The 23685-nt window shown below is 62.0% G+C and carries 25 protein-coding genes; 9 read left to right on the forward strand and 16 right to left on the reverse strand.

Annotated features, from left to right (window positions below; genetic code table 11):
• The 7 genes from AC1RQ9_RS12205 to AC1RQ9_RS12235 form a co-directional block, all read left to right on the forward strand.
• A partial coding sequence (locus AC1RQ9_RS12205) for a hypothetical protein (protein ID WP_485987165.1) occupies nt 1-252 on the forward strand: 252 nt, incomplete at its 5' end.
• 99 nt (nt 253-351) lie between these two features.
• Complete coding sequence (locus AC1RQ9_RS12210; protein ID WP_193731785.1) at nt 352-630, forward strand: putative hemolysin; 279 nt, start codon at nt 352-354, stop codon at nt 628-630.
• A gap of 16 nt (nt 631-646) precedes the next feature.
• Nucleotides 647-865, forward strand: coding sequence for a hypothetical protein (locus tag AC1RQ9_RS12215; RefSeq protein ID WP_193731784.1), 219 nt, complete (start codon nt 647-649; stop codon nt 863-865).
• A gap of 62 nt (nt 866-927) precedes the next feature.
• A complete protein-coding gene (locus tag AC1RQ9_RS12220; RefSeq protein WP_485987166.1) occupies nt 928-1212 on the forward strand; it encodes a hypothetical protein in 285 nt (94 codons plus the stop codon).
• Between the two features lie 55 nt (nt 1213-1267).
• Nucleotides 1268-1534 carry a hypothetical protein gene (locus AC1RQ9_RS12225; protein WP_485987167.1) on the forward strand — a complete coding sequence of 89 codons (267 nt, stop codon included), beginning with the start codon at nt 1268-1270 and terminating at the stop codon, nt 1532-1534.
• 136 nt (nt 1535-1670) lie between these two features.
• Nucleotides 1671-1904 carry a hypothetical protein gene (locus AC1RQ9_RS12230; protein ID WP_485987168.1) on the forward strand — a complete coding sequence of 78 codons (234 nt, stop codon included), beginning with the start codon at nt 1671-1673 and terminating at the stop codon, nt 1902-1904.
• Between the two features lie 110 nt (nt 1905-2014).
• Nucleotides 2015-2419 carry a hypothetical protein gene (locus AC1RQ9_RS12235; protein WP_227672435.1) on the forward strand — a complete coding sequence of 135 codons (405 nt, stop codon included), beginning with the start codon at nt 2015-2017 and terminating at the stop codon, nt 2417-2419.
• A 239-nt stretch (nt 2420-2658) separates the two neighbouring features.
• Here AC1RQ9_RS12235 and AC1RQ9_RS12240 read toward each other — a convergent pair whose 3' ends face one another.
• Nucleotides 2659-3123, reverse strand: a complete 465-nt coding sequence (locus tag AC1RQ9_RS12240) for a hypothetical protein (protein ID WP_485987169.1) — start codon at nt 3121-3123, stop codon at nt 2659-2661.
• 621 nt (nt 3124-3744) lie between these two features.
• Here AC1RQ9_RS12240 and AC1RQ9_RS12245 point away from each other — a divergent pair.
• Complete coding sequence (locus AC1RQ9_RS12245) at nt 3745-4809, forward strand: hypothetical protein (protein WP_193731777.1); 1065 nt, start codon at nt 3745-3747, stop codon at nt 4807-4809.
• 127 nt (nt 4810-4936) lie between these two features.
• Here the strand turns inward: AC1RQ9_RS12245 and ggt are convergent, their stop codons facing one another.
• From ggt to mobA, 6 genes are all read right to left on the reverse strand, one after another.
• On the reverse strand, nt 4937-6763 hold the full coding sequence (ggt, locus tag AC1RQ9_RS12250) for a gamma-glutamyltransferase (RefSeq protein ID WP_485987170.1): 1827 nt from the start codon (nt 6761-6763) through the stop codon (nt 4937-4939).
• A 66-nt stretch (nt 6764-6829) separates the two neighbouring features.
• Entirely contained in the window at nt 6830-7477 is a 648-nt protein-coding gene (locus AC1RQ9_RS12255) for a DNA-3-methyladenine glycosylase I (protein WP_193731774.1), read from the reverse strand.
• A gap of 209 nt (nt 7478-7686) precedes the next feature.
• Nucleotides 7687-9873, reverse strand: a complete 2187-nt coding sequence (locus AC1RQ9_RS12260; protein WP_485987212.1) for a pyrroloquinoline quinone-dependent dehydrogenase — start codon at nt 9871-9873, stop codon at nt 7687-7689.
• A gap of 14 nt (nt 9874-9887) precedes the next feature.
• Nucleotides 9888-10274: a glycerol dehydrogenase gene (locus tag AC1RQ9_RS12265; protein ID WP_193731770.1), complete on the reverse strand. Its 387-nt coding sequence runs from the start codon at nt 10272-10274 to the stop codon at nt 9888-9890.
• A gap of 192 nt (nt 10275-10466) precedes the next feature.
• On the reverse strand, nt 10467-11273 hold the full coding sequence (gene fdhD / locus AC1RQ9_RS12270; protein ID WP_485987171.1) for a formate dehydrogenase accessory sulfurtransferase FdhD: 807 nt from the start codon (nt 11271-11273) through the stop codon (nt 10467-10469).
• A gap of 13 nt (nt 11274-11286) precedes the next feature.
• Nucleotides 11287-11937, reverse strand: a complete 651-nt coding sequence (gene mobA / locus AC1RQ9_RS12275) for a molybdenum cofactor guanylyltransferase (protein WP_485987172.1) — start codon at nt 11935-11937, stop codon at nt 11287-11289.
• A gap of 95 nt (nt 11938-12032) precedes the next feature.
• Here mobA and mobB point away from each other — a divergent pair, with 95 nt between their 5' ends.
• The gene (gene mobB / locus AC1RQ9_RS12280) at nt 12033-12563 is read left to right on the forward strand and encodes a molybdopterin-guanine dinucleotide biosynthesis protein B (protein ID WP_193731767.1); all 531 of its coding nucleotides are present in this window, start codon (nt 12033-12035) and stop codon (nt 12561-12563) included.
• A 177-nt stretch (nt 12564-12740) separates the two neighbouring features.
• Here the strand turns inward: mobB and AC1RQ9_RS12285 are convergent, their stop codons facing one another.
• From AC1RQ9_RS12285 to AC1RQ9_RS12325, 9 genes are all read right to left on the reverse strand, one after another.
• Nucleotides 12741-13946, reverse strand: a complete 1206-nt coding sequence (locus AC1RQ9_RS12285) for a molybdopterin molybdotransferase MoeA (protein WP_485987173.1) — start codon at nt 13944-13946, stop codon at nt 12741-12743.
• A gap of 14 nt (nt 13947-13960) precedes the next feature.
• Entirely contained in the window at nt 13961-16267 is a 2307-nt protein-coding gene (locus AC1RQ9_RS12290; protein ID WP_485987174.1) for an FdhF/YdeP family oxidoreductase, read from the reverse strand.
• A gap of 199 nt (nt 16268-16466) precedes the next feature.
• The gene (locus tag AC1RQ9_RS12295) at nt 16467-16877 is read right to left on the reverse strand and encodes an RrF2 family transcriptional regulator (protein WP_485987175.1); all 411 of its coding nucleotides are present in this window, start codon (nt 16875-16877) and stop codon (nt 16467-16469) included.
• Nucleotides 16878-17176: 299 nt separating this feature from the next.
• Entirely contained in the window at nt 17177-17593 is a 417-nt protein-coding gene (locus tag AC1RQ9_RS12300) for an RrF2 family transcriptional regulator (RefSeq protein ID WP_485987176.1), read from the reverse strand.
• Between the two features lie 6 nt (nt 17594-17599).
• On the reverse strand, nt 17600-19342 hold the full coding sequence (locus AC1RQ9_RS12305) for a putative bifunctional diguanylate cyclase/phosphodiesterase (RefSeq protein WP_485987177.1): 1743 nt from the start codon (nt 19340-19342) through the stop codon (nt 17600-17602).
• 30 nt (nt 19343-19372) lie between these two features.
• Complete coding sequence (locus AC1RQ9_RS12310) at nt 19373-21694, reverse strand: EAL domain-containing protein (RefSeq protein ID WP_485987178.1); 2322 nt, start codon at nt 21692-21694, stop codon at nt 19373-19375.
• A 23-nt stretch (nt 21695-21717) separates the two neighbouring features.
• Nucleotides 21718-22293, reverse strand: a complete 576-nt coding sequence (locus AC1RQ9_RS12315) for a Crp/Fnr family transcriptional regulator (protein WP_485987179.1) — start codon at nt 22291-22293, stop codon at nt 21718-21720.
• Between the two features lie 187 nt (nt 22294-22480).
• Nucleotides 22481-22726 carry a hypothetical protein gene (locus AC1RQ9_RS12320; RefSeq protein WP_485987180.1) on the reverse strand — a complete coding sequence of 82 codons (246 nt, stop codon included), beginning with the start codon at nt 22724-22726 and terminating at the stop codon, nt 22481-22483.
• Between the two features lie 688 nt (nt 22727-23414).
• Nucleotides 23415-23657 carry a hypothetical protein gene (locus tag AC1RQ9_RS12325; RefSeq protein WP_485987181.1) on the reverse strand — a complete coding sequence of 81 codons (243 nt, stop codon included), beginning with the start codon at nt 23655-23657 and terminating at the stop codon, nt 23415-23417.
• Between the last annotated feature and the right edge of the window lie 28 nt (nt 23658-23685).

Genomic DNA, 23685 nt, shown 5'->3' on the forward strand with positions numbered 1-23685 from the left:
TACCCCCATGGCGCGGGCCATGCGCGGGGCAGCGTGCTGCCCGCGCCGCTGGTGACGCGGCATGACACGGGGGATACGCTGTGGCTGGAATACGTGACCGGGGCTGCGGGCACGATGTACTGGCTGATGTGGTACGACGCCACGGGCCGCCCGCGCGTCACATACAGCGCGGTGATGGATCATCCAAACCTGTGCATCATGCTGCGCGCACTGGGCCATGGGCACGCCCTGCCCCCGCCGCCCGCGCCCTGACCCGCGCCGGGCATGCCCGTGCTGGCCCCGGCGCGCGTTTGCTGATACCTGATGGCGGCAGTTACCCATGCAACACCGTAGGCAAGGCAGGCAGGTTTCATGACATATCCCTCTCTTTTCATGCGGCATGTGGCGCGCGGCGTGGTTCTTGGCGGTATTACGCTGCTGGGTGCGTGCGCGTCGGGCCACCATGCCCCGGCGCATGCATCGCGCATCGGCATGGCCAATCCGGCCTCGGTCTATTGCCAGCAGCGCGGCGGGACGCTGGAAATGCGCCCCTCGGCACAGGGCGTGACCGGCTGGTGCCACCTGCCCGATGGCACGGTGATGGAGGAATGGGCGCTGTTCCGCCGGGATCACGCCACCACCGCGCCATGACATGCGGCGTGCGTGCATGACCGGGGCCATGGCCCTGCGCCCCATGGTCATGGCGGCGCTGCTGGGCCTGGGGGCGTGTGATGACGCGCTCATGGCCCGGCGCATGCCCCCGCCCGCCGACTGCGCGCACCGGGGCGGGACATGGCGGGTGAATGATAACGGGCATACCGGCCTGTGCCGCCTGCCACCCGGCGGCCAGGTGGCGGGATGGACGATTGTGCCGCGCGGCCATTAAACTGTCATGTTATGCCCAGATCTTTCCAAACTGATGCCCCACTGCCCGCGTTCCATGCCGATATGAAACACCCGGATCTTACTCCCGTCCTGTCCGTCCTGCGCGGCGCGCTGCGGCATGGGACATCCATCGTGGCCGTGGTGGCGGCCGTAACCCTGCCTGCCGTGGCGTCGGCACAGCCATGGGGACCGGCATGGGGACCGCATTACCACCGGCACTACATGCGGCGGCGTTATCCACCACCGCCCCCGCCGCCACCACCGCCCCCGCCCATGCGGATGGGCCGGTTCTACGGGCCGCCACCGCCACCCCCACCGCCCATGATGCCGCCACCACCCATGTGGTAGGATGCAACCCCCGCGCGGCTGCGCCGTTTTCCCCCCAGAACAGATGGAGGATAACGTGCCAGCCGTGCCCATGACCCGCCTGCCCCGCATCAGGACCGCCAGCCGCCTGCTGCCCCTCATGCTGGGGCTTGCGTTGCCACTGACCGCCTGCGCCCATGGCAGGATCGGGGAAGATTTCTGCATTTCATGCGCGAATGAACAACACGCGCAGTCAGGCGCCCCCGCCACGGATACGGCAGCCAGCCAGCCAGCCGGCCCCGGCGCATCCGCGCAGGCGGCAGGCCCCCGGGCACCGGCGGCCACGGGTCCGTCGCACATGTAACGGTACGGGGCAGATGTTTCATGGTCCCGAGGGTCACGTCAATGTGTCCATGGCAGTTATGGGGACGGCAAACCCATGCCACCGGACCACGTTTGCCCCATACCACCCCATTGGAAAACAGACAGGAGGACAGACAATGCGGCAATCCGTTTTCTGCGCCCTCCCGATCGTGACAGGGTTGGGAATGGCACTACCGGCGAATGCATATTCCGCCGATCCCGGCACACCGCAGCAGGTTGCGGCGTGCAAGGTCGATGCCCTGCGGCTATGCCCGCTGGACATACCGGATACAAAACTGGTCGAAGCCTGCATGCAACGCCGGGTTGCCGATCTTTCACCTGCATGCCGGGACACCGTGCAGGGTAAATGACGCCGTCCCGCAAACTCCGGGGGCATGCCGTGGCACAGGCCCGGCCGCCCCGCCGACGTTCGGAGGCTGACATGAAAATCGCACGAAACCTTACCGGAAACATTTCCGACATGACCACTGCCATCGGTGATTTCCTGACCGGCGCACGGGGCGATCGTTCGGGGGCACTGTCGGTACTGAACGACATCCTTGGTCCCCTGCCCGCCCCGGATGAGCCAAGCATGCTGGAACACCGCGCACAGGAACAGGGCATGCTGCCGTTGATCCGCACATGGCAGGAACGTGACAACACGTCGGTTGCGGATGAAAGCACCATCCATGCCCTGTTCAGGCCGGCGGAACTGCAACGCTTTTCCAGCCAGACCGGCCTGTCGGAACGCGCGGCAATGAATATCCTGCGTGACCTTCTGCCTTCGGCCATCCGCCACCGCGCCATCAACGCCCGTGCGGGCTGGCAGCAGCAGCAGATGGCCCGCACGGATGCCACCACCGGGCAACCGATGGCTGGCGAATAACAAGCAAGTAAAGAAAGGGCGGTAACATGTGTACCGCCAGCCTGCCCGCCCGCCATGGGGTCTGTTCCCCCGGTGTGGCGGGCTTTTTTTTACAGCATGCCTGAACAGGACAGGCTGCCCGACCGCCCGGTTTCGGGCGCGGTCATGGTCAACGGTACATTTTTGCATGATGCGCGGGACGCGCCTGTGGACCATGGATGAATTATTAAAGGATCAACTTTCAGCAAATCATCCGTCTTTTATTGATCGACCGATCCCGGCTGTTCAATAATGATCCGCATGCCCCACGTTTTTCCACCATCGGCCGTTGTCAGCACAACCTGATAGGTGCCGTTATTGGGAATTATAATATGATCAAGTGGGGTATCCGTTGATGGCCAGATGATATTCTTGTCATCATAATGCTTTAACGACACGGTCATCGGCACAACCGGCGCTGCCGTGATGCCGCTTATGATCGCTGCCTTCTGAATGTCTTTGGGCAGTAAGGTCTCGATCGCCCTGATATCAATATCGCCCCCACGGTTGGAGGGCAGGCTGAGAATGGCGGAAATGCAGGTTGCATATTCCCTGTAGCTTTCACTTGTGCAGGGTGTCTGGACAGTCACGCTGGCCGGGGTGCCATCGGGCAGCTTCACGTCTGTCGCATACGCATGTCCAGCCAGCAGGAGCGCCGGAACAAGGGCAAAAAAGCTTTTACTCATAGTACGGGACACCTTACGGGCAATTCAGGTAAACCTTGCGATCCTGTTTAATACTCTAGTCTCTTTCCCCTGTCACAGGAAGTGACGGGGCCGTTCCGGTCGCTTAACACATTATTATATAATAACACATATCCCATGAAAATTGCCTTCACGCATCGCGCGGGTGGCTGGAACAGGCAGCGCGACCCGGACCGTCCATCCACGTTTTCCTGACCTGACACATTTTGCATGCGCCGGGCTTGCGATGCATTCACGCCCGGTGTGGGGCGGCATCGTCCCGAAAACCGATGACACATGGGGCATGGGTTCATGACCGTTTGCCATGGCTGCATATGGATTCAGTATAACTTACGTTATTTTAATAATGTCGCACATTCCGGCAATCAGGGCATCGCGCCGGGGGTCTGGACTATCTTGTTGAAAAAACTGCACGAAATGGCAATGGTTGTGATTGTCGCCATTGCCCGATAAAAACCGGTGTCGTTACAGTTTAAGAAAATCGCGTGTTATCATGACACGGTGTAATCAGGTCAGTTTATGAAGCCAGTGCCCGACCGTCATCGAAACATAGTCAAAATACAAGATAATACGTCATATTAAGAAATGCAGAGTCCTATTGTTATGAAAAAATTTACGGTCGTGCCGCTCATTTTCTTGTTGAGTGGATGTCATGGCGTTGGCTCCCAAAGACTGGACCGTGATCAACTTGATTATTCCCAGGCGTTGATTGGCTCTTCCAAACAACAGACACTGCTTAACGTCGTCCGTCTGCGTTATGCCGATACGCCGGGCTTTCTGGATACGACGCAGCTGATTTCCGGCTATCAGCTGCAGCGCAATATTTCCATAGGCGTCGGCTCGGACTCCAACCCGATCCGGCCCGCGGGCGCCATCGGGGCACAGATACAGGAAAGCCCGACCTTTACATTCCAGCCCGTTACCGGTGATGCCTATGCGCAGAGTTTCCTGCGCCCGCTTCCGCCGGGCAGCCTGCTTCCGCTGGCCATGGGGGGACTGCCCATAGATATCCTGTTCCGCCTGTCGGTCCAGTCGGTCAACCTTATCAATAATGCGGGCGCCATTGGGGGCGATGTCGGGCGTGGGTCGCCTGAATTTTTCGAACTCATCTATGATCTGCGCCGGTTGCAGATTGCGGGCCTTTTGGGCATACAACTTGAACATAGTGAGGAAATACCGGGGAAAACCCCGGCTTTTGATCGGGTATTCCTGACGGTATCATCGACTACGGATCCCCTTCTTGCCGACGTGGTGAAGTCAACACGGCGTTTTTTTGAAATGGGCCCGAAAGATGAACGTGTGGAAGTCATATACGGGGCCGGACGGCCGCAGCATGGCCAGATCAGGCTGCTTACCCGCACAATGCTTGGTGTTCTGGGGCAGATTGCCTACCAGATTGACGTCCCGCAGGAGGATATTGATTCAGGGCGCACCCTGCCCAAGATCATTCTGATTGGACGCAATACAAAGCCGACGGTTTTTGTCCATGTCAGTAATGAACGGCCGCGCCTTTCTTTTGTATCGATAAAGTACAATAATAAATTCTACTATATCTCGGATACCGATTTCCCCAGCAAGCTGGGGTTCACAATGTTGCAGATCCTGATGGAGCTTTCAAAAACCACCAAGAACCCGGGCGCCGTGCTGACCATACCCGTAAACGGGTGAATGGCATCAGTGTGTTGAATGACTGTTTCCAGCCGCCGCCGTCCTGGCCATTCATGACACACCGACAGACACCATGCTCCCCTGCCGGCGTGCAGGGGACAGGACGCGGCGGGGCGTGTGGGGCGGCCTAATAACCGACGGCCGCGCCATCCTTGCGGTGGTCGGATGCGCCGCGATACACGCCCGAATGCGGGTCGATCATGATTGCCTGGTAACCGCCCATACCCAGCCCGTTGCCCGTGCTGACATCATGCCCCATGGCCTGCAGCGCGGGGCCAACGGCCTGATACAGTTCGGATTCCAGCACGACATGATTGTTCTGCTGTGAATGGGAAAACCGTGCCGCGTCGGATGCGGCCTGCGGGTTGGCCCCAAGGTCGAGCATGTTTTCCAGCACCTGCAACTGTCCCTGTGCCTGCTGGTCGCCATACATCACGCCAAGGCTTAGGAACGGCCTGCCCCCCTTCAGCACGAAGCCGGGAATGATGGTATAGAATGGCCGCTTGCCGGGCGCGATGACGTTGGGGCTTTTTTCATCAAGGCTGAACTGCGCGCCACGGTTGTTCAGCAAAAAGCCGTAGCCGGGCACGGTTATGCCCGAACCGAATTCGTCATACACGCTGAATATCAGCGAGACGACATTCCCCTCGCGGTCGGCCGTGGTCAGGTACACGGTACCCCCCACCGGGTCGCGATCCGCCGTAATGGCGGCGGCATGGCGCGGGTCGATGCGGTGGCACTGCGAGCGTGCATATGCCTTGCCGGTCAGTTTCGCGGTCGGCACGGCAACGAAGTCCGGGTCGCCCACATACTGCCGCAGGTCGGCATAGGCGACTTTCTTCGCCTCGATCAGCAGGTGCCAGAACAGTGGGGAACGTGGCCCCTCCCCACGCGGGTTGATGCCCAGTTTCGGCCCGCACTGTTCAACGATATTCAGGGCCTCCAGCACGGCGACGCCCTGCGTGCTGGGTGGCATTTCATAAATGTCGTAACCGCGATAGGACGTGGTCAGCGGCCTGACCCATTGCGGCCTGACCGTGCCAAAATCCGCGGGCGTGATTGTCCCGCCCAGCGCCTGCGATTTCTTTACGATGGCATCCGCAATCGGCCCCTTGTAGAAAGCATCCGCACCGCCGTTTTCCAGCAGGCGGAATGCCCTGGCCAGATCGGGATTGCGGAACACGCCATACAGGCCCGGTGGCCTGCCATGGGGCAGATAGGTGGCGGCCGTGTCGTGGTCCTTGGCCAGCAGGGTGGCATATTCCTCCCACTCGGCTTCCACGCGTTCGGTCACGCCAAAGCCATCTTCCGCCAGTCGGGCGGCAGGTTCCAGCGTATCCTTGAACGACATGGTGCCATAACGGGCGCGGATGGCGTCCCACCCGGCCACGGTGCCGGGCACGACGGCCGAATCAATGCCCGTGTACGGAACCGTCTTCAGCCCCCGGGCGCTAAAACGCCCCGGCGTGGCGCCGGATGGTGCCCGCCCGGCGGAATCCAGCGCGACAAGCCGGTGTTCCTTTGCCACCCATGCGATCATGAACAGGTCGCCCCCGATCCCGGCGGATTCCGGTTCGACCACGTTTATGGCGGCGGCGGTTGCAATCGCGGCGTCAAAGGCATTGCCCCCGCGTTTGAGGATATCCAGCCCGACATCCGCCGCCAGTGGCTGGCTGGTCGCCACCATGCCGTGCGTGCCCAGCACTTCGGACCGCGTCTGCCCCGTCCAGCCATAGCCCCGGTCCCCACGCAGGGGATTGAATGGTGCCCCGGCCTGCTTCGCCTGCGTCACAGATGCCGCATGCCCCTGCCCCGGCAACAGGGCCGTGCAGGCAAGCAGCAGCGCCGAAAACATGACGGATGGCCGCATCACGCCAGCGCCCCGCGCGCAACTGCCGCGCATGGGTGGGCGGGAACGAAAACCCGGCATGTCGGTGTTTGTGTGTGCAGGCATGTCCATACGACCCTTCAGCATCCGTGTGGGCAGTCGGGAAGGCATGCCCCGACCGGCTGCTACCGCCTATACTTCATTTTTGTTTGACAACAAAACCCCTGCCCCCGCATGCCGGAAACAGCCGGGTTCATGGTCATGGATCATCCCCGCCGCCTGCATCCAGGCATAGGCCGTGACCGGGCCGACAAAGCGGAAGCCGCGTGCCCGCAGCGCGGTGGACATGGCGTGCGACAGGGGGGATGACGCCTGCACCGGCCCGGGATTATGCACCGGCGCGTGCCCCACCATGCCCCATGCGAAGGTGGCAAGGTCCTCCCCCCGTTCACGCATGGCGATATAGGCGCGGGCATTGCCAATGGTGGCGACAATCTTCGCCCGTGCGCGGATGATGCCGGGATCGGCCAGCAGGCGCGTGATGTCCGCATCACCGAAACGGGCCACGCGGTCGGGATCAAACCCGGCAAAGGCCCGGCGGAATCCCGCGCGCCGTTTCAGGATTGTGCGCCATGACAGCCCGGCCTGAAAACTTTCCAGCACCAGCATTTCCCATAACTGTCGGCTGTCATGTACCGGCTGGCCCCATTCCGCGTCGTGATACGCCATCATCATGGCATCGGCCTGCGCCCAGCGGCAGCGCGGGCGGTCGGGATCCGGTGACATGGCGGCCGGATCAGGCGGCCCGTCGCGCCTGCATGGATCGGGCATGGGTTGCATGGTGGTACTCCGTTGTCGGGTGCGCATAAGCCGCTGCCTGAAAAAACAATTCGGGGATAAAAAACAATAAAAGTTTCCGGGTGTCCCCTTTTCTGAAAAAGGCTTCACCAAAAACTTTCTCATGATTGGACGTTTCAGACAGCCCATAAAAAAACCGGGGCCGCAAGGATGCGGCCCCGGTCGGGTCAGTCAGGATATGACGGACGTGGTCAGTTCACGTTATCAAGGGCGTAAACCACCAGGTCATCCGTCACCGGCGTCATCATGAAGTGGTGGCCACCGGCCATGATGGCGACGTACTGCTTGCCCTTGTATTCATACGTCATGGGCGTTGCCTGTCCGCCACCGGGCAGGACATCGTTCCACACTTCCTTACCCGTATGGATGTCGAAGGCATGGATCATGTTGTCCGTCGTCGCCGCGACAAAGATCAGGCCACCGGCGGTAATGACCGGGCCGCCATTGTTGGGCGTGCCGATGGTCAGCGGCAGGTGCGTGGGCAGGCCAAACGGGCCGTTGGCGCGCGCACTGCCCAGCGGGTGCTGCCACAGTACCTTCTGCGTGTGCATGTCGATGGCGGTGATCATGCCATAGGGCGGACGGTTGCACATCATGCCCGTATATTCATCCCAGAAGGGGGAGACCACGATGCCGTACGGCGTTTCCGCCATGGCGCCCGCGCCCTCGGCACCGCCGCCGCCGGGCTTGTAGTTGGGGTCATCCACCGGCATCAGGCCCAGCTTGTCCGCCTTCTTGCGGCTGACCAGCTGGTCATACATGGGCGTGTTGTTCCAGTTGGCGATCAGGATGCCGGTCTTTTCATCATAGGCAACACTGCCCCAGTCGGACCCGCCGTTATAGCCGGGATATTCCAGCCACGGCTTGTCAATGCTGGGCGGCGTGAACTCACCCACATAATGCGCGCGGCGGTATTTCAGGCGGCAGTACAGCTGGTCAATGGGGGACATGCCCCACATGTCGGCTTCCTTGAGCGGGGCAAAGCCCAGCCGCGGCATGCCGACCGACCACGGCTGCGTGGGCGCGCGCGTGTCACCCGGCACCATGCCCGGGGATGGGGCGGGCCGTTCTTCCACCGGCAGCACCGGCTCACCCGTGCGGCGGTCCAGCACGAAGGTCTGGCCACGCTTGGTTGGCATGATCAGCGCGGGCACGCTGCTGCCATCAGGCTTGGTGAAATCCATCAGCGTGGGCTGGGAACCGATGTCGTAGTCCCACACGTCCTTGTGCACGGTCTGGAACACCCAGCGCGGCTCACCCGTTTTCACGTCGATTGCCACAACGGCGGAGGACACCTTGTTTTCCTCAGGTGACCGCATGGCGCTGTAATAATCAGCGGCCGAGTTGCCGGTCGGCACGTAAACCAGCCCCAGCGCGTTGTCGCCAATCATCGCGGCCCATGAATTGGGGGTGCCACGGCTGTAATGCTCGCCTTCCTTCGGTTCGCCATGTTCATGCGGGCGGTTGACATCCCATGCCCACAGGAAGCGCCCGGTTTCGGCATCATACCCGCGGATCACGCCCGACGGCGCCCAGCGGCGCTGGCCATCCAGGATTTCCTGATTGGTGATGATCGCGCCATTGACGATCGGCGGCGGCGCGGTTTCGGCCACGAAGCCGGGCACGGACTCACCCATCCCCTTCATCAGGTTGACCATGCCGTGCCAGCCAAAGCCCTCGCACACTTTGCCGTCCTCGCTGTCCACCTCGATCAGGCGTTCATCCAGCGTGGCTTCAAGGATACGGTGGTGGCAGTGCTCGCCTTCCGGCACGGTGGAGGACGTGTAGTACACCACCGCCTTGCACGCCGCCGTGTATGGAATGCTGTCGTATTTTTCATTGGCGTGGAAGTGCCAGACTTCCTTGCCCGTGGCGGGGTCGATGCGCATCATGTCGTTCATGGCCGAACACATGTACAGCCCGTCACCCACCTTGATGGGCGTGGTTTCGGCCGCCCACTTGTTCACCTGCCCCGGCGCGGGCTTGCTGCCGGTATGGTAGATGAACGCACGCTTGAGGTGACTGACATTGGATGGCGTGATCTGGTCCAGCGGCGAGAAGCGGGTCGCCTTGTCATCGCGTCCATAGCCGGGCCAGTCATCATGGGCGGGGCTGGCCGTGACCTGCTCGACCATCGGCGTGGCCTCGCTGGGTTCGGCGGGCGGGCCGTCGGGAATGTTGGCGGCGTTGACGCCCGGCGCCTGCGGGCCGTTGGGCGATGGGGCGGAAAACGCATCCGTCGGCGGCGTGGGCGTGCCGGGGGATACGGTGGCGTTGCCATTGCCGGGTGGCTGGTCGGCGGGGGGCACCTGCGCCAGCGCGGTGACACCGGCCGTGCCGGCGATGATGGTAGCCCCCAGCAGCAGGGTGCGCAGCATTGTTGTATTGGACATTATGCGACCCCCCGCACGTTGGTTGTACGTGCGTGTTCCGCACGGCGCAGCACCGGCAGGCACAGCGCCACGCCAATTGCCAGCAGGGTGGGACCAAAGACGCGCGGCAGCAGGCCCCAGCCGTCGAAGCCCACCTCCCAGAACGCCCACAGCCAGGTAAAGGCACAGGCCCCAAGGTAAAGCAGGCCACCCAGCGGGCGGCCCATGGCCATCAGCACGCCCGCGGCGGTGACCACCAGACCGCAGACAACATAGTAAAGCGAGCCACCCAGGAAGGCGAGTTCCGCGCCCATGTATAAAAGGGGCAGGCCCAGAAGGATGATGATGACTGCAAGTAAAAGCGTCGCCCATCCCGCGGCGCTGTGTGGTTTCATGAAAGCAGACATAATGGATGTTCCTCCAGTATCATGGAGCGGAGGCTAGTCCCGCGTCCGTTAAACGCGAAAAAACGAAATCGCGAGGTTGGTCACGACTTTATTACTATTGTTTCAGCGCTGTAAGTATTCCGCCAGAAAACGGCCCCCATCATGACGTATTTAGAATCCAGACCTGCTGTGGTTGCACACGAAATGTTTTTTTTACTTTCCCACAACCAGACCGGGAACCATTACGGATGTCTCACGCGCCGGTGCAATCAGGTAAAGCCCCGCCTGCCCCGCCACCCGCAGCGCGCGTGCCGTGGGCGCTGATACCGCCACCAGGCCGGGCATGTCGGCCATGATCGCCTTATGCGCCATTTCATACGAACACCGGCTGGTAATCACGCAGAACCCGCGCCCGAAATCCACGCCGTCGCGCAATCCCGCCCCCACCAGCTTGTCCAGCGCGTTATGGCGGCCCACGTCCTCGCGCACATGCATGATGGTCCCATCCGGCGCGCACCATGCGGCGGCATGCAGCATGCGCGCGCGGGCATGGAGCACCTGCCGCCCCGGCAGCGCCACCAGCGCCCGCCCCACCGCCGCAAGGTCGGGCTGTAGATCGGGCACCGTGCGGCGCGGGCGGTCCAGCACGTCACGCGCATCCGTGCCGCACACGCCACAACTGGTGCGCCCCGCAATCGCCCGCCGCCCGCGCGCCAGCAGGCGGTGGAAGGACGGACCGTCGATGCGCATGTCCACACGCGCATGATCGGCTTCCGCCACGACCGTGACATCCTTCAGCGCCGCAAGGTCGGGGATGATCCCCTCGGTCAGGGCAAAGCCGGTGGCGAAGTCATGCAGGTCCAGCGGTGTGGCCATCATCACCCCATGCGCCATGCCGTTGAAGGACAGGGTGACGGGCGTTTCCTCGGCAATGTCCAGCGTGCGTTCGCGGGCACTGTCACCGGGGGCATGGACCACCATGGCGCAGGGCACGATGGCGGGCGGCAGGGCGCGGGTCATGGTGCGGTCCTTCTTATGGCTGGATGGTGTTTTCCGGGCACGGTCGCGTAGTCATCCAGCCCCGCGCATGGTGCCGGGCCATGGCGTAATCGGCGGGGGTGTTGATGTTCATGAACGGGTCCGGGCCACCCGGCGGCACGGCAAAATCCACCCCGCGCGCGCCCAGCGTATTGGCCAGCGTGCGCACGCGGGTCATCTCGCGCCGGGTTTCGGGCGTGACGCCATCCAGTTGCCGGGCCAGAAGGGTGCGGCAGCCCACCGGCCATGCCGCGACCAGGCTGTGGCGCTGCCCGCCGCTTGCGGCAAAGGACGGCGCGGGCAGCAGGCGGGACACAAGGCCAGCCGGGATGAACGGTGTATCGCCCGGCACCGTCACCAGCACGTCGCACCCCTGCCCCGCCGCCCAGTCCAGACCGGCCAGCACACCGGCCAGTGGCCCCACGCCCGCAACCCTGTCGGCCAGCACCGGCAGGCCATAAGCCGCAAACCGTGCCGGGTCGCCATTGGCGCTGATCGCAATGGCGGCGCAGCATGGGCGCAGGCGGCCCAGGATGCGCCCAAGGCAGGTCATGCCCCCCAGTTGCAGAAGCGGCTTGTCACCGCCACCCATGCGCTGCGCCATGCCCCCGGCCATGACCAGTGCGCCCACACGTATGCCCACCATCAGTGCGCGCATTGCATGGGGCGGGACAAGGCCGTACCCTGCGCCATCCCCCGCATGGGCGGTCGGGACGAAGTATTGTTCAGGGGGTGCGTTCCATGTCCCATCCACCACAACAGGCGGTGATCGGCCTGACCGGGCGCAGCGGGTCGGGCAAGACGCACCTGCTGGCGCGCCTGCTGCCGGTGCTGCGCGCGCGGGGGCTGGCGGTTTCCACCATCAAGCATACGCACCATGATATCGACATCGACCGGCCGGGCAAGGATTCCTGGGTCCATCGCAACGCAGGCGCGGCCGAGGTCATGCTGGCGGCACCCGGCCGGTGGGTGCTGCAGCATGAATGCCCTGATGCACCCCCCGCCCTGCCGGACCTGCTGTCGCGCATGCGGCGCACCGACCTGGTGGTGGTCGAAGGCTTCCACGCCACTGTCCCCGCCTGTATCGAGGTCTATCGCCCCGGCATTGGCAGGGACCCGCTGTTCAGGCATCAGGACAACATCATCGCCATCGCGACCGACACGCCCGGCGATCCCGCCCTGCCTGCGCGCCTGCCGGTGCTGGATGTGAATGATACGGATGCGATTGCCGATTTTGCGTTGCGGCATGCCTGTCGTGTTGTCATTGAATGAAAGACACATTGCCTCGCCCGGTCCATCGTGCAGATCAGAAAGAATTTTTGGTGCCGCCCTGTTGGGCAGATCGTATTAAAAGCTGTTTGAAAACGATTTATTGATAAACAGAAGGTCCTGGTGAAGCTTTTTTTGAAAAAAGGCGGCACCCGGAAACTTTTATTGTTCTCCATCAATCTAAAACAGCGGTATGCCCCGCACCATCTGCCCGACCCGGACCGGGTTTGCTTCCGTAACCGCCAGCAGCGCATCCGCGCGGGAAAAGGCAACGATGTCCGACGCCCCCACGGTGGGCACGCGGCGGTAGACCGCGCCATCGGGGCCATGATGCAGGCTGACGGGAATGAACTGCGTCACGCCAGCCGGGGCATCCGCCGTGAAACCAGCGGTGGCGGGCATGGCGGGCTGTGGCGTATCCGTGCCCATGATCGCCCGCAGGTAGGGCCGCACGAACATCAGCGCGCAGATGGCCGCAGCCCCCGGGTTGCCGGGCAGGCAGAATATGGTCCGTTCCCCCAGCGCCAGTACCGTCAGTGGTCGGCCGGGGCGGATCGCAACACCGCGAAACACCACGCCCGCGCCCATGTCGCGCAGTATGTCCAGCATATGGTCGGTATTGCCTACCGATATGCCGCCCGTCGTGACCACGATATCCGCACCCCGGCACGCCGCGCGCAGGTGGGCGGCCTGCGCGGCCACGTTATCGGTGGGGGCCGCGTGCGTACTGACGCGCGCGCCGATGGCGCCCAGCATGGATGACAGCATCGGGGCGTTTGAATCCGGGCAGGTCCCCGGCGCATCCGCCGCCAGTTCCGCGCCGTTGGACAGGACGGATACGCGCGGCCTGCGGGCAACCGGCACATCACGCAGCCCCTGTGCCGCCAGCAGGGCGATATGCCGCCAGTCCAGCACCTGCCCGCGCGCGACAAGCCGCGTTCCGGCTGCGAATTCCTCCCCCCGCCTGCGGATATTCGCGCCCTGCGGCGCAAGCGGCGTGACCGGGGCCACGGTATTTCCTGCAACCGCCATGCGTTCGGCCGCCATGACACAGTCGGCACCCGCCGGGATGCGCGCGCCGGTCAGGATGGCGCGCGCATGCCCCGGCGCCAGCGGTTCGGGCCGGTCCCCCGCCACCGTGCGGCCCGCGACCGGCAGCGGGGCATGGGCCGCCATGGCGTCATGGGCAAAGGCGTAGCCGTCCATGGCGGAAATATCGGCAGGCGGGCGGCAGGTCGTGGCCAGGATATCGACGGCCGTCACCCGCCCCGTCGCCTGCGCCACCGGCACGCGGGTCACGGGCGGCGCGCTGCCATCCGCGCGCGCCAGCACCAGCCGCAGGGCGGTGGGATAGTCCACCAGCCGCGTGAAAGCGTTGCTGTTCATGACCGGACCGGGTTTCAGGCCGGTTCGGGCCGGGTTGCAGGGCTTGCCACGGTTACGCGCACCGGTATCGACTTGGCGGCGGGGGTGCCCGCGATCTGGTCAAAATGCGACAGCGGCAGCAGCGGGTTGAGTTCGGGGTAATACCCGGCAATCGACCCGCGCGGCATGGGGTATGGCACCACCATCAGCCCGCCCACCCGGCGCTGCGTGCCATCGGTGCTGATGGTTTCAAGGTCCGCCAGCGCACCATCCGCCAGTCCGCGCGCCGCCATGTCATCCCTGTTCATGAAAACCACCATGCGGGTGTTGTACACGCCCCGGTAACGGTCGTTATTGGTATAGATTGTGGTATTGTACTGGTCATGCGACCGGATGGTGGACAGGCGCAGCATGTCCGGGCCGCCAATGGGCGTGTCCTCGTCCAGCCCGTCAAACAGCAGGAAATTGGCGCGGCCCGTGGGCGTGTTCCAGATCCGCTGGCGCGGGGGCACCGGCAGCGAAAAGCCCTTGCCGTGGCGGATGCGCGTGTTGAAATCGGCATACAGGTCGGGATAGACCTGCGCGATCCTGTCGCGGATCAGGTCGTAATCATCAATGAAGGCTTCCCATTCAATCGTACTGTCCGGCAGGGTGGCGCGGGCCATGCGGCAGACGATCTCGATTTCCGAACGCAGGTCGGGACTGGCGGGATGCAGCACGCCGTGGGACCGCGTGACGCCGGACATCGCGTCCTCGATGGTGATGAACTGCGGTCCCGTTTTCTGCATGTCGATTTCGGACCGCGCAATGACCGGCAGGATCAGCGCCTCACGCCCATGCACCAGATGCCCGCGGTTGAGCTTGGTCGCAATCCCCACGGTCAGGTCCAGCCGCGACATCGCTTCATACGCCACCGGCGTGTCGGGAATGGCGTGAATGAAGTTGCCACCCATGCCGATGAACACCCTTGCCGTGCCATCAATCATGGCCTGCACGGATTCAATCACATGGTGGCCGTGCGCGCGTGGCGGGCTGAAACCGAATGCCGCCTGAAGCCGGTCGAGGTAGATGGTGGTCGGCTTTTCATCAATGCCCATCGTGCGGTCGCCCTGCACGTTGGAATGGCCGCGCACGGGACAGATCCCCGCCCCTTCCTTGCCAAAATTACCACGCAGCATCAGCAGGTTGGCAATCTGGTGGATCACGCGCGATCCCTGCTGGTGCTGCGTCACCCCCATGCCGAAGCAGATGATGGTGGCGTTGGATGCGGCATAGATTCCGGCAACGCGGCGGATCTGTTCCTCGCTCAGCCCGGAGGTCGCGACAATGTCCGCCCACTGCGTCGCCTCGATATCGGCCTTCAGCGCATCGAACCCGTCGGTGTGTTCGGTAATGAAGGCATGGTCCAGAACGGCGGGTTCGCCCTTTGCCGCGGCGTCCGCATCCATCTGGAACAGGGTTTTCATCACCCCCTTCAGGAACGCGACATCACCGCCAATACGCACATGACAGAACTCGCTGGCGATGGGGGTGGAACCGAAGGTCGCCATCTTGATGGGGTCCTGCGGTTCGGTAAAACGGATCAGCGCGCGTTCAGGCATGGGATTGACGGCTATGATCGGCGCGCCGCGCTTACGCGCATGCACCAGTTCGGTCATCATGCGCGGGCTGTTGGTACCGGTGTTCTGGCCGATGATGAAAATGGCTTCCGCATGGGCGAAATCCGTCATCCGCACCGTGCCCTTGCCAATGCCGATGGACATGGGCAGGCCACGGCTGGTCGGTTCGTGGCACATATTGGAACAGTCGGGGAAGTTGTTGGTGCCGAACGCGCGCACGAACACGGAATACAGGAATGCGGCCTCGTTCGACGTGCGGCCCGAAGTATAGAACTCCGCCTGGTCGGGGTGATCGAGTGCGCGCAGGTGGCGGCCGATCATGGCATAGGCTTCATCCCATGTACACGGCACGTAATGGTCAGTTGCCGCGTCATAGCGCATGGGCTGGGTCAGGCGGCCCTGTTCCTCCAGCCAGTGATCGCTACGGGCCATGAGTTCGGTTACGGTGTGGGCGGCGAAGAAATCCGCGCAGACCTTGCGCTTCGTGGCCTCGAACGCCAGCGCCTTGGCGCCGTTTTCACAGAATTCCAGTGTCTTTTCACGGTCGGGGTCCGGCCACGCGCAGCTTGGGCACTTGAAGCCATCGGGGTGGTTCATGGCCAGAAGCGCGCGCGACCCCTTGGCCAGGACGCTCTGTTCCATCAGCACGCGCGCGGTGGCGTTGGCCGCGCCCCATCCGCCGGCAGGATGGGTATAGGGTCTGAATTCCGGTTTTTCTGACATGGCGCTCTCCCGTGTTCGCACGCAGGAAACCGCCGGGCTGGTATTATTGCAACTGCGCAGAGGCAGATTTTACCATGTATAACAGAGATTTATCTGTTCATAAGTCTGGTCTATCAACGGCGCAGGCCCATGTTGCATGATTGGTTATATATAAACGTATATAGACAATGGCGCAATATCCCCGGTCATCCCGACCGGATTATATCCTGTCTGACATGATGTCGCGCAGCGTGGTGCGGTCCAGCACCTGCAGGAAGGCGTCCAGCGATCGGGACAGCAGGTGCCGCAGGCGGCACATGTCGGCCAGTACGCAGGGCTGCCCGTTCTCGGGTTCGCACACTACGACGGAATGCATGTCCGTTTCCATCAGGCGTACGATATCACCGATAATGATTTCATGTGGCTGGCAGGGCAGCAGCAGCCCACCCGACCGGCCACGACGGGCCAGTACAATCCCCTCGTTGGACAGGCGGTTGACCACCTTGACCAGATGATTGTGGGAAATGCTGTGATGGCTGGAAATCTCGTGCACGGAGACCCGCCTGTCGGCGTTGCTGGCCAGATAGACAAGCACACGAATGGCGTAGTCGGTATGAAGGGTCAGGCGCATGGTATGGTGTTCACGGCCTCCCCGGCCCGGATGGTGGGTAGGACCCGGTATTGTAACATGCGGGACATGGTATCCTGTGGTCAGATAGGGTGGCGATGTTGATATATCATAAAAAAAGACTGTATCGGTCCGCGCTGCAACAGGAAAGTATCCTGTTAGGGATCTTATAATATATTTTTATCAAATCATAAGCAGAACTTATAACAAAACCGGCAGAAAACAGCCAGTCGTATGAAATTCCTTAAATGGATACTTATACGGAATACAAATTAAAAACCAGAATTATCCTCCTGTCGTCGTTAATATTTTTTCTGGTCCATTATCAGGTCATGCAGCGTCACGCGGTCCAGTACCGCCATGAAGGCATTCAGCGATTTGGAGAGCAGGCCACGCAGCCGACAGGCATCCGCCAGCACGCATGGCTGTCCCTTGTTCGGGACGCAGGCAACGATCGTATGCAGGTCGGCTTCCATCAGCCGGACAATGTCACCAATAAAGATTTCATGCGCCGTGACCGCCAGTTCCACCCCCCCGCTGCGGCCCCGCCGCGCAAGGATGATGCCATTGTTGGACAGGCGGTTGACCACCTTGACCAGATGGCTTTGTGAAATTCCATGGGTATCGGCAATTTCCTGAATCGCAATCCGTCTACCCGGGTTCTGTCCCAGGTAGACAAGGGCACGAATGGAATAATCCGTATAAAGTGTCAGGCGCATGGCACCTCATGACGCCTGTAATGCAACTTCGGAATGATCTGGCGCAAGGATGTGCTCCGCCAGAACCAGATTTGCAGCAGAAATGGGCGGAGAAATGTAAAAACCCTGAATCCGGTCGACTTTCAGGTCGATCAGGATATCCATCTGCCCCTTGGTTTCCACCCCGCCCACGGTCACGCTCAGGCCAAAGGCATGGGCCAGTCCCGTCAGGTGGGCAATCACGTCACGTGCTGCCTGGCTATGTTCGATGTCGGTCACCAGGTGGCGGGAAATCTTGGCCTGCGTGAAACGGATATCACGCAGGACCGCGATCGGCAGCGTCGCCTGCCCGAAATCATCCAGTGTCAGCTGGAAGCCCAGGTTGACCAGTTCCTGCAACCGCAGCAGCACCCGGTCCGACCGGCGGCCCGCCAGCACGCTTTCGGATATTTCCAGCACATAGTCGCTGGCAGTGCCACCCTGCCGCTTGATCTCGGCTTCGAGGTCGTTCTGGAACCCGATATTGAGCAGGTCCAGCCGCGAAAGGTTGATGGTCAGGTTGGGATAGGTTGCAAGACTGGAATTCCACAGCCGCATGTCATTCTGGAACGACTTCACCAGTCGCGGACTCATGGCCTGCGCCAGTGTGGCGTCAAGGAACACGTCACGGAAGCTTTCCGCCGCCAGCAGCCCGCGCAGCGGATGGTGCCAGCGCAGGAGGGCCTCGATCTGGTCGCACCGGCCGGTCGCAACATTCAGGATCGGCTGGTAATACAGCTCGAACTGGTCCTTTTCCACGCCATCACGCGCATCGGTCAGGATCTGCGCGCGCTCAAGCGCGTGCTGGTGCAGGGTGATGTCGAACATCCGTGCCTGATGACCACCCGCGCGCTTGGCGGCATAGAGTGCGATATCCGCGTTTTTCTGCAGGGATTCCGCACTTTCCTGGCTGGCGATCGGGCTTATGCCAATGCTGCCCGATACGTTGACCATGGTATTGCCGACCTCGATCGGGGCCTCAAGTGCTGCCAGAAGCCGTTCCAGCATGGTGTTCAGCGGCGTGGTCAGCAACGTGTGGTTGAGGATAAGCGCGAATTCATCCCCACCCAGCCGACACACCGCGTCCTGCGGGCTGACCAGTTCAAGCAGCCGGTGCGAAATCACCTTCAGCACCACATCACCGGCATGGTGGCCGTGGATGTCATTGATCTGCTTGAAACCGTCCAGGTCGAACATGACCAGCATGATTTCACGGGTGATGTTGCGGGCTTTTTCCTCCACCGCCGTCTGCAGCACGGTGTTGAAGCCACCGCGGTTGAACAGCCCCGTCAGCGGGTCGGTCGCCGCCAGTGACTTCAGCCGGTCACGGGTGTTCATAAGCTCCGTGATCTCGAAACGGGTCGCGACATACCCCTCGACCGCGCCAAGCGAGTTGTGCTTGGGCATGATGGTCGTCGCCACCCAGTACAGCGTCCCGTCCTTGGCGCGGTTGCAGATATTGCCGCGCCAGATTTCCCCCGACCGGATGGTGCGGTACATCTGCCTGAAGAAGCTGGCGTCATGATACCCCGAATTGACGATCCGGTGCGTGGAGCCAAGCAGTTCCTCCCGCGGGTAGCGGCTGATCTCACAGAAGCGGTCGTTGACATAGGTAATCACGCCACGCACATCCGTAATGGCGACGATCAGGACATTGTCCACCACATCGGCCCAGAAATCGGAATCCTTGTGGGTTAGCGCGCGCAGGCGATCATCGTGTTTGAGTGACATGGCGTTGCTCCATCTTTCGTCTTGAATGGATCAGGACTTGGCTTTTACTGCAGGGGACGGCGTGGTCGCGGTTGCCTTTGCGGTGGGGGCAGGCTGCTTTTCGGCATTGTCCGCGGGCTGCGCGGATGGCGTCCCTGCCCTGGCAGCCCCGGCGCGGGCGGCTTCGATTTCACGGATGACGGCAGGCGCGCCCCCCTTGCGGACCCACTGTTCCAGATCCTGCGGGGCCAGCGGCTTGGCGAACAGATAGCCCTGCATCACATCGCAGTTCAGTTTTTCCAGCAGTTCGCGCTGCTGTTCCGTCTCGACCCCTTCGGTCACGACCGTCATGCCCAGGCGCGAACCGATACCGATGACCGCCATGGTCACCGCCTGTGCATTGGTGTCGTATTCGAAATCGTTGATGAAACTGCGGTCGATCTTGATTTCCGTCAGTGGCAGGCGCGTCAGCCGCGACAGTGACGAATACCCCGTGCCGAAATCATCCATCGACAGGCCACAGCCAAGGTTACGGATGGACTGCAGCACTTCCTCGGTATCGCGGCTGTTGTCCATCATCACGCTTTCGGTGATTTCCACCGTCAGCCGCGCGGGCTTGAGGTCGTGGTCCTTCAGCAGGGCCGCGATGTGTTCAGGCAGTGCGCGGTTGCGGAAATGCACCGCCGACAGGTTTACCGCCACGGTGGGGACATGGACGCCGTCGCGGTCCCATTTCACGATCTGGCGGCATGCTTCCAGCAGCGACCACCGGCCAATGGCCTCGATCTGGCCGGTTTCCTCCGCCACCGCGATGAAGCGGGAGGGAAAGATGTTGCCAAGGTGCGGATGATGCCAGCGCGACAGGGCCTCCACCCCGCTGAGTTCCAGCGTATGCGTGCGTACCTGCGGCTGGTAATGCAGCTGCAGCATGCCCTGCGCCAGTGAATCGCGCAGGGCCGAGCCAAGCACCAGCCGGTCCTGCGCCACCTGGTTCTTTTCCAGGTTGGCGAAGCGGAAGATGCCACGCCCGTCTTCCTTGGCCTGGCGCATGGCGGTGTCGGCATGGCTGAGCAGCGATTCACTGTCCGGCCCGTTGGCGGGGAACGTGCTTATGCCGATGGAACATGAAATGGACAGCGTGTTCTGGCCGATCTGCAGCGGGCGGCCGATGGTGTCCAGAAGCTGCTGGGCGATTTCCTCGATCCGCTTGCCCTCGCAGTCGGGCACGACCACCACGAATTCATCCCCGCCCGAGCGGCTGAGGACATAATCATCCTGGGAAATGGAACGGATGCGCCCTGCGATCTCGACCAGGAACTGGTCGGCATAGACATGGCCCAGCGCGTCGTTGATATCGCGGAAACGGTCGATATCGAGCATGAAGATCGCCAGCGTCCGGTTGCCCGGCTGGGCAATGATGTCTTCCATCACCCGGTGCAGCGCGCCACGGTTCAGCAGGCCGGTCAGGGAATCATAACGCGCAAGCTGGGTCAGGTGCGTCTTGGTGGCGTGCTGTTCCAGCGCCAGCGCGCAGAACGGCAGGCACGACCCGACCAGGCGCTGCGGCCATGCGCCAAGCTGGTTGGGTTCACGCAGGTACAGCGCGAAAATACCCGTCACCCGCCCGTCGCCCGCCAGCACGGGGGCGGCATAGCACGACTGCAGCCCCAGCGAGCGGCACATGGACTGGTAATTGTCCCATACCAGCCGCCCGGTATAGGACGGGTTGGCCTGCAGCTTTTCCACATCGGACGGCGTTGGCACGGTGGTTTCCAGCGCGTTGCGGATACGCGGCGGCAGGGCGGACGTGCAGATCACCCGCCATGGCTGCGCATCATCCAGCACCAGCAGGGCGGCGACGGCATTGGGCACGAAGGCCTCGACCTTGCGGCAGATCAGTTCACCGATATCCTGTATCAGCATGTCGCTGGCCAGTGCCTGCAGCACGTCGTTCTGCAGGATCAGGATCTTGCGGCGCTGGCTTTCCTCCGTGACGTTTTTCATCACGCCCATGTAGTAGGTCAGGGTCCGCCCGTCCTTGGTGATCTGCACTTTCGACAGTGACAGCTCACCACAGATGTATTCGCCATCCGCGCGCGTGAATTCGACTTCGCGCGATGTGCCGACAATGCGGTTGTGGCCGCTTTCACGGTTGCGGTCGATATAACGGTCATGTTCATGGCGCAGCCGCACGGGCACCAGGCAGTCCACGTTGCGGCCCATGACCTCGGCGCGCGGAATGCCCCACAATGCTTCCGCAGCCTGGTTGTAGAAAATGATCTCGTTATCCTGGCCGATGATGACCGTCGCGTCGATCGCCTGTTCCAGCGCAGGCAGCAGGATTTCGGTGGTAAGGGCAGTTATGTCGGGCATCTTCTGGCTATCTTTCTTCATCTTCATTCAGAATGGGCCACGATGGCGCGCAGGCGGTCGAGGTCGAGAATGTGTATGGAACGCCGCTGCCGGGAAATAAGCTTTTCCCGGTGGAAGGCGCTGAGCAGGCGGCTGACCGTTTCGGTGGTCAGGCCAAGGAAATCGGCTATGTCGGCGCGGGAAATGCCGGGATCGACAGGCCACAGTTCGCCCCGTCCCATGCGGGTCCCCTGCGCGATCAGGAAGGCGGCCAGCCGTTCGCGCGCGGTCTGGCGTCCCAGCATCAGCAGCCGGTTGTGCAGCCCCACCAGCAGCTGGCGCGCGGTGTTCAGCGATGCGGCGCAGGCACCGGGCGACGTTTCATGCAGGTGCCGCAGATAGGGCGTGGGCACGCACATCACCCGCAGCGTGTGCATGGCTTCGGCGCTGTAGTGGTAATGCGTGCAGGGATAGGCAGGCAGCACGTCCCCCTTATGGGCGAAACCGATGATCTGCCGCCGGCCGTCCGGAAGTGACTTGAACAGACGCGCCCCGCCGCTGACCACATGGAAATGCATGTTGGCGGGCGTGCTTTCCGTCATGAACTCCTGCCGGTTCATGTAATGGCGTTCCACCCCGGCCAGAGGACTATGAAGCTGCGTTAATGACATCTTTATCTTTTTCTGTTCCCGACAGGACTGCGTCAGTTCTGATTAATGACATCTTTTTGCCATAAGTTAATTTGTAAAATGCATGCAGAATAAACAGACGCAATTGTTTATATATCCGTACATCTTATATTTTTGCTTAATTGTAGGGTGGCTGCCACAGCCCGACCTGTAAGTATCTGGCCGTTCTGGCTGCATGGTGACGTGTGCCTGCCACGGTACGATCCGGGTGTCGGCCTGCCTGTCGGGCCTGGTCCCAACGGGTACGCATGTCTCCTGCCCGCCCGCGCATGAACTGCGTCACGTCACGCCTACAGAACCATTTCCCGGTGGTGCGACCGGGTACCATGCCCGGTTTCCCGCGATCCGTCCGGGAATGGATCACGTCGTTCGCCTCCCTTTGCACCGTGGGGCATGCTGCCCGGTGGGTACGGTGCCAGTGTGTTGCCTCGCCTGTTGCAAGCGGGTGCGCTGCGCCCGGTGCGGTCTGTGTGCCCTGTGTCGCCCCGGCCGGTGGCAATGGGGGATGGGCGGCCTGCCTACACCCGCGTGGTCAGTGTAAAAGGCCAGGATGGTCAAGTAATAATCCCGCCTGTGTTGGGACAGGCGGGCACGCTTTCCCATTTTTACACCTGCCCTTCCCCACGTTACGGGGCATGGCGGATGCAGGTTGGTATGCCTTTCATGCAGTGGGCATGAGCCATAAATATCATGCTGACAGTTTAATATTTCATGAAAGTATATTGAAATGTTTTGAAATAACTTAGTAAAAGATGTGATAGACCTATGAAAAAAATTGTTTTCAGTTCGTCGCAATCACAGGTTCGTGCCCGATTTTCATAAGGGGACATGCCGTCACGGGCACGGAACGGCTCGTTCCACATGGTGGCGAACCGGGCTGCGCATATGGGTATGGCAGGCGGCATGGATACCCCGGTGGGGTCATGGGGGATGGAAAATGACCGTCCGGCGACGGGATGCGGTGCCCTGCTTTTTTACCCGGCCCGCAACGCAATGGGGCGGGTACGCACCAGCGCACCCGCCCCATTTATTGTCCTGTCAGGACGGACAGCTTACTTCTTTGCAGCCGCGCGCTTGCCCAGAAGCGCGATTTCCGAGGCATTGACGCCTTCGGGGTCAAGGGCGGCCCTTTTGGCAATGGACTGTTCTTCTTCCGTGGCATGTTCGCCGCCCTTCAGGACGTGTTCGGCCAGACGGATGGTTTCCGCTTTCGTCATGATGGCGGGGGAATGCGTGGCCTTGCGCACCAGATCGTGGATGGAACCGGCCGCATGCGGGACGCGATGCTCGCTCATGGTGAATAACTCCTTATGATGTCACCAT

The organism is Komagataeibacter ossonobensis (genome assembly GCF_057359305.1).

Excerpts from the sequence above, each read along its gene's own strand:
- AC1RQ9_RS12325 (WP_485987181.1), bottom strand. The coding sequence starts at position 23,657 with ATGAGCGAGCATCGCGTCCCGCATGCGGCCGGTTCCATCCACGATCTG.
- AC1RQ9_RS12215 (WP_193731784.1), top strand. The coding sequence starts at position 647 with ATGACCGGGGCCATGGCCCTGCGCCCCATGGTCATGGCGGCGCTGCTG.
- ggt (WP_485987170.1), bottom strand. The coding sequence starts at position 6,763 with ATGCCTGCACACACAAACACCGACATGCCGGGTTTTCGTTCCCGCCCA.
- AC1RQ9_RS12260 (WP_485987212.1), bottom strand. The coding sequence starts at position 9,873 with ATGCTGCGCACCCTGCTGCTGGGGGCTACCATCATCGCCGGCACGGCC.
- AC1RQ9_RS12235 (WP_227672435.1), top strand. The coding sequence starts at position 2,015 with ATGACCACTGCCATCGGTGATTTCCTGACCGGCGCACGGGGCGATCGT.
- fdhD (WP_485987171.1), bottom strand. The coding sequence starts at position 11,273 with ATGACCCGCGCCCTGCCGCCCGCCATCGTGCCCTGCGCCATGGTGGTC.
- AC1RQ9_RS12300 (WP_485987176.1), bottom strand. The coding sequence starts at position 17,593 with ATGCGCCTGACACTTTATACGGATTATTCCATTCGTGCCCTTGTCTAC.
- AC1RQ9_RS12295 (WP_485987175.1), bottom strand. The coding sequence starts at position 16,877 with ATGCGCCTGACCCTTCATACCGACTACGCCATTCGTGTGCTTGTCTAT.
- AC1RQ9_RS12315 (WP_485987179.1), bottom strand. The coding sequence starts at position 22,293 with ATGAACCGGCAGGAGTTCATGACGGAAAGCACGCCCGCCAACATGCAT.
- mobB (WP_193731767.1), top strand. The coding sequence starts at position 12,033 with ATGTCCCATCCACCACAACAGGCGGTGATCGGCCTGACCGGGCGCAGC.
- AC1RQ9_RS12240 (WP_485987169.1), bottom strand. The coding sequence starts at position 3,123 with ATGAGTAAAAGCTTTTTTGCCCTTGTTCCGGCGCTCCTGCTGGCTGGA.
- AC1RQ9_RS12305 (WP_485987177.1), bottom strand. The coding sequence starts at position 19,342 with ATGTCACTCAAACACGATGATCGCCTGCGCGCGCTAACCCACAAGGAT.
- AC1RQ9_RS12220 (WP_485987166.1), top strand. The coding sequence starts at position 928 with ATGAAACACCCGGATCTTACTCCCGTCCTGTCCGTCCTGCGCGGCGCG.
- AC1RQ9_RS12230 (WP_485987168.1), top strand. The coding sequence starts at position 1,671 with ATGCGGCAATCCGTTTTCTGCGCCCTCCCGATCGTGACAGGGTTGGGA.
- AC1RQ9_RS12210 (WP_193731785.1), top strand. The coding sequence starts at position 352 with ATGACATATCCCTCTCTTTTCATGCGGCATGTGGCGCGCGGCGTGGTT.
- mobA (WP_485987172.1), bottom strand. The coding sequence starts at position 11,937 with ATGGTGGGCATACGTGTGGGCGCACTGGTCATGGCCGGGGGCATGGCG.
- AC1RQ9_RS12265 (WP_193731770.1), bottom strand. The coding sequence starts at position 10,274 with ATGTCTGCTTTCATGAAACCACACAGCGCCGCGGGATGGGCGACGCTT.
- AC1RQ9_RS12285 (WP_485987173.1), bottom strand. The coding sequence starts at position 13,946 with ATGAACAGCAACGCTTTCACGCGGCTGGTGGACTATCCCACCGCCCTG.
- AC1RQ9_RS12255 (WP_193731774.1), bottom strand. The coding sequence starts at position 7,477 with ATGCAACCCATGCCCGATCCATGCAGGCGCGACGGGCCGCCTGATCCG.
- AC1RQ9_RS12245 (WP_193731777.1), top strand. The coding sequence starts at position 3,745 with ATGAAAAAATTTACGGTCGTGCCGCTCATTTTCTTGTTGAGTGGATGT.
- AC1RQ9_RS12290 (WP_485987174.1), bottom strand. The coding sequence starts at position 16,267 with ATGTCAGAAAAACCGGAATTCAGACCCTATACCCATCCTGCCGGCGGA.
- AC1RQ9_RS12310 (WP_485987178.1), bottom strand. The coding sequence starts at position 21,694 with ATGCCCGACATAACTGCCCTTACCACCGAAATCCTGCTGCCTGCGCTG.